The following is a 3,866-nucleotide window of genomic DNA, read 5'->3' on the forward strand; positions in this document are numbered from 1 at the left end:
CGCAACGGAGGAGCGGCGGCGCCCTGCCGGCCACGACGTTTCGGCTCCGCGTAGAGCTTCAACGCTTCCTCGAGGGTGATCTCGAAGATCTGATCTTCGGTGGCCAGCGAGCGAGAGTCGTTGCCGCGCTTCAAATACGGGCCATAACGCCCGTTTTGTGCGGTGATCTCCTCGCTGGAGTCTGGATCAACGCCGACGGCTCGGGGCAGCGAAAGAAGTTTCAGCGCGTCCTCTAGCGTGACGGTCTGTAAATCCATGCTGCGCAGCAGCGAACCGGTACGCGGCTTGGGTCCCGTGGGTTTCTTACCCTTCTTAGCCGCGACTGCGCCGGGGTCATCAGGTGGCTCCGGCAGGATCTCGGTGACATATGGCCCGTAGCGACCGTCTTTGGCGACGATCTCGTGACCGGTCTCCGGATCCACACCCAGCGTCCGACCCTCTTGGGGCGTGGCGAAAAGCTGTTCGGCCACGTCCAAAGTCAGCTCGTCGGGAGTCAGCGTGTCGTTGAGGTTGGCCCGCTGCGGTTTCAACTCGCCGTCGTCGCCGAGCACCATCCGTTCAAGGTAGGGCCCGTTCTTGCCGACTCGCACATAGATGGTGCGCCCTTCGGCATCGTCAAAGACCTTGATGGAGTTGACTTCTCGAGCATCGATACCTTCGAGGTTGACCCCGACCAGTTTCTTGAGGCCGCCCGAGCGGGCCACCGAATCGGGCACGCCATGGTCGCCGCCGAAGTAGAAGTTGTTGAGCCAGTTGGTGCGGTGCTCCTGGCCGGAGGCGATCGCATCGAGCTCGTCTTCCATCGCAGCGGTAAAGCCGTAGTCGACCAGCCGACCGAAATGCTGTTCGAGTAGACCGGTGACGGCGAACGCGACCCACGAGGGCACCAGCGCGCTGCCCTTCTTGTAGACGTAGCCGCGGTCCTGAATGGTCTTGATGATCGACGAGTACGTCGACGGCCGGCCGATGCCCAGCTCCTCGAGTGCCTTGACCAGCGATGCTTCGGTATAACGCGCCGGCGGGTTGGTGGAGTGTCCGTCCGGGGTGAGTTCGAGGGCGGCCAGCCGCTGCCCCTCGGTCAGATGTGGGAGGCGCCGCTCGGCGTCGTCGGCCTCGCCGCCGGCCAGCTCATCCACCGTTTCCACATAGGCTTTCAGGAAGCCGGCGAAGGTGATGGTGCGCCCGGTGGCCGAGAACACCACCGGCCGCTCCCCCGCGTTGCCGGCGATCCGCAGGCTCAGTGTGGTGCCGCGCGCATCGGCCATCTGCGAGGCCACCGTCCGCTGCCAGATCAGCTCGTAGAGCCGGTATTCATCGCCGTCGAGCTCGCGACGTACCGCATCCGGGGTCGCGAACGTCTCACCGGCGGGCCGGATTGCCTCGTGCGCCTCCTGGGCGTTCTTCACTTTGCGGGTGTACTGCCGCGGCGATGCCGAGACGTACTCTTCGCCGTAGAGCTGACGCGCCTGGTTGCGCGCCGCGTCGATCGCCGACGCCGACAACGTCGTCGAGTCGGTCCGCATATAAGTGATGTAGCCGTTCTCGTAGAGGCGCTGCGCGATGCTCATCGTGCGCTCGGAGGAGAACCGCAGCTTGCGCCCGGCTTCCTGCTGCAGCGTCGAGGTCATAAACGGCGCGTACGGGCGCCGGGTATAGGGCTTCTCCTCTGCCGACGCCACCGACAACTGGCCGCCCTGCAATGCCCTGGCCAGCTCGGTCGCGCTCGCCTCATCGAGGATGACGACCTCGTCGGCCTTGCGCAGCTGGCCCAGCGAGTCGAAATCGCGGCCGGTGGCGACCCGCAGGCCGTCGACGCTGGTGAGCCGTGCGGTGAAGGTGGGCGGCTGAGCCTGCGGGTCGGAGACGCTGGCGTCCAGCTGGGCGATGATGTCCCAATACGACGCGCTGCGGAACGCCATCCGGTCGCGTTCACGCTGCACGATGATGCGGGTCGCCACCGACTGGACCCGGCCCGCCGACAGCTTGGGCGCGACTTTCTTCCACAGCACCGGGCTGACCTCGTAGCCGTACAGCCGGTCCAGAATGCGACGCGTTTCCTGGGCGTCGACCAGGTCGATGTCCAGGTCGCGCGGGTTTTCGGCAGCCTCGAGGATGGCCGGCTCGGTGATCTCGTGGAAGACCATCCGCTTGACCGGGATATTCGGCTTGAGGGTTTCCAGCAGGTGCCAGGCGATGGCTTCGCCCTCGCGGTCACCGTCTGTGGCCAGGTAGAGCTCGTCGACGTCTTTGAGCAGGCCTTTCAGCTCGCTGACGGTGCTCTTCTTCTCGGGGCTGATGATGTAGAGCGGCTCGAAGTCGGCGTCGACGTTGACTCCGAGGCGGGCCCATGGCTGCGACTTGAACTTCGCCGGCACATCGGCCGCGGCGCGGGGCAGGTCGCGGATGTGGCCTCGCGAGGATTCGACGATGTAGCTCGAGCCCAGGTAGCCGGCCAGTTTGCGCGCCTTCGTCGGCGACTCGACGATGACGAGTCGCCGCGTGGTCCCACCGCGCCTATTGGCAAGGCCGTTGCCGTCGCCCTCAGCCACCTGCGTTTACGCTCACTTTCTTCTTGTCCCGAGCCTTCTGGCGGCCCCGAGGACACCTGACAATGTGGCACCCGGGATGGGCCGACGCAAACCGACCCCCCGTGCAAGGCCCGCCCAATCGCCGCTAAACCTGCGGCCAGTACGACAACGCCACTGCAGAGTCGGGCGGTTCCCCGACGCTCTCTACCAGGCGCGATAGCCTTCGTCGACCGCTAATCCGCAGCGCCGGCCGAGCGCCACGCGTCCCGATCAGGGTCGGGGCTATCCCGACCCGCATCAATGCCGATGCCAGCGGCGAATGAGTGTCCGGCGCGTGCGGGTCCAGTCCGAGCAGATACCGGTCGGCTTCCGGGCTGCCGGCCGCGAGTATCCAGGCCCGCAGTTCGCGTGGTCCGGGCAACCACACCGGGGGGACGGTCTTGACGGCGCCGCGGGTCCAGTCGCCGGCGATGGAACGCAGCCTGGCGTCGACCGCGGTTCGCACCAGCGGCGTGTTTTCGTCGGTCTGGGTGATTTCAGCCACCAAACCGGCCTCGTCGATCATCTCCGCCAGCGCTTCGGCCCGCCAGGGCTGGTCCACGACCACCGACAGCCTGGCTCCACCCCCGACCGTCACGATCTGGCCGGCGGCCGCGAGCACGCCGGTGAGGTCGCCGACCGCAGGCGGCACCGACTCCGCCGAGAAGAAGGACAGCTGGCTCACGTCACCGACAGTAAGCCGTCCGGCGACGACGAGCGCCGCGACGCGGCGTGAGAAGGAGTCGGACCATCGGACACCGCCCGGCGACGATGCGCGCCGCAACGCGGGGCACCGGAGGGCCAGCCATTGGTCGCCGGCCGTGAACCCTTGCGCGGCAGGCGACCACAACGAGAACCCCCCGACCGAACCCGGTAACTCCGGACCGCGCGGGGGGTTGTCGTTAGTGGCTGCTGCTCAGATCGAGCGGACGCCAGTGGCCTGGGGACCCTTGGGGCTTTGGCCGACTTCGAATTCGACCCTCTGGTTCTCCTCGAGGGTGCGGAAGCCGGACCCCTGGATCTCCGTGTAGTGGACAAACACGTCGGCTGAACCGTCCTCGGGGGCGATGAAGCCGAATCCCTTCTCCGCGTTGAACCACTTCACAGTTCCCTGTGGCATTTCTTGATCTTTCCTTTACTTCTCGGGTGCGGTACACCGCTTTTCGGTGCACCGGGCCCGTTCCGACCGCTATACCTTGCCGAGTCGCCGGAACTTCACCCGACCTACAACCTCGCAGGAACCGCGGCCGCAACGTCGATCCTGCGAAAGTTTTACACGAACACAGAAGCTGCGACCGC

Annotated in this window: 3 protein-coding genes; all 3 read right to left on the reverse strand. The window is 66.2% G+C overall.

Features of this window, described 5'->3' with window-relative positions; genetic code table 11:
* Positions 1-2,549: type I DNA topoisomerase (topA, locus tag WBF82_RS11980; protein WP_424383245.1), on the reverse strand; the 2,549-nt coding region annotated here is incomplete at its 3' end.
* A gap of 124 nt (positions 2,550-2,673) precedes the next feature.
* On the reverse strand, positions 2,674-3,252 hold the full coding sequence (locus WBF82_RS11985) for a hypothetical protein (protein ID WP_424383246.1): 579 nt from the start codon (positions 3,250-3,252) through the stop codon (positions 2,674-2,676).
* A gap of 231 nt (positions 3,253-3,483) precedes the next feature.
* Complete coding sequence (locus tag WBF82_RS11990) at positions 3,484-3,687, reverse strand: cold-shock protein (RefSeq protein WP_003925183.1); 204 nt, start codon at positions 3,685-3,687, stop codon at positions 3,484-3,486.
* Positions 3,688-3,866: the final 179 nt, after the last annotated feature.

Source organism: Mycobacterium sp. (assembly GCF_049673265.1).
In the GTDB taxonomy this organism is placed as follows: Bacteria; Actinomycetota; Actinomycetes; order Mycobacteriales; family Mycobacteriaceae; genus Mycobacterium.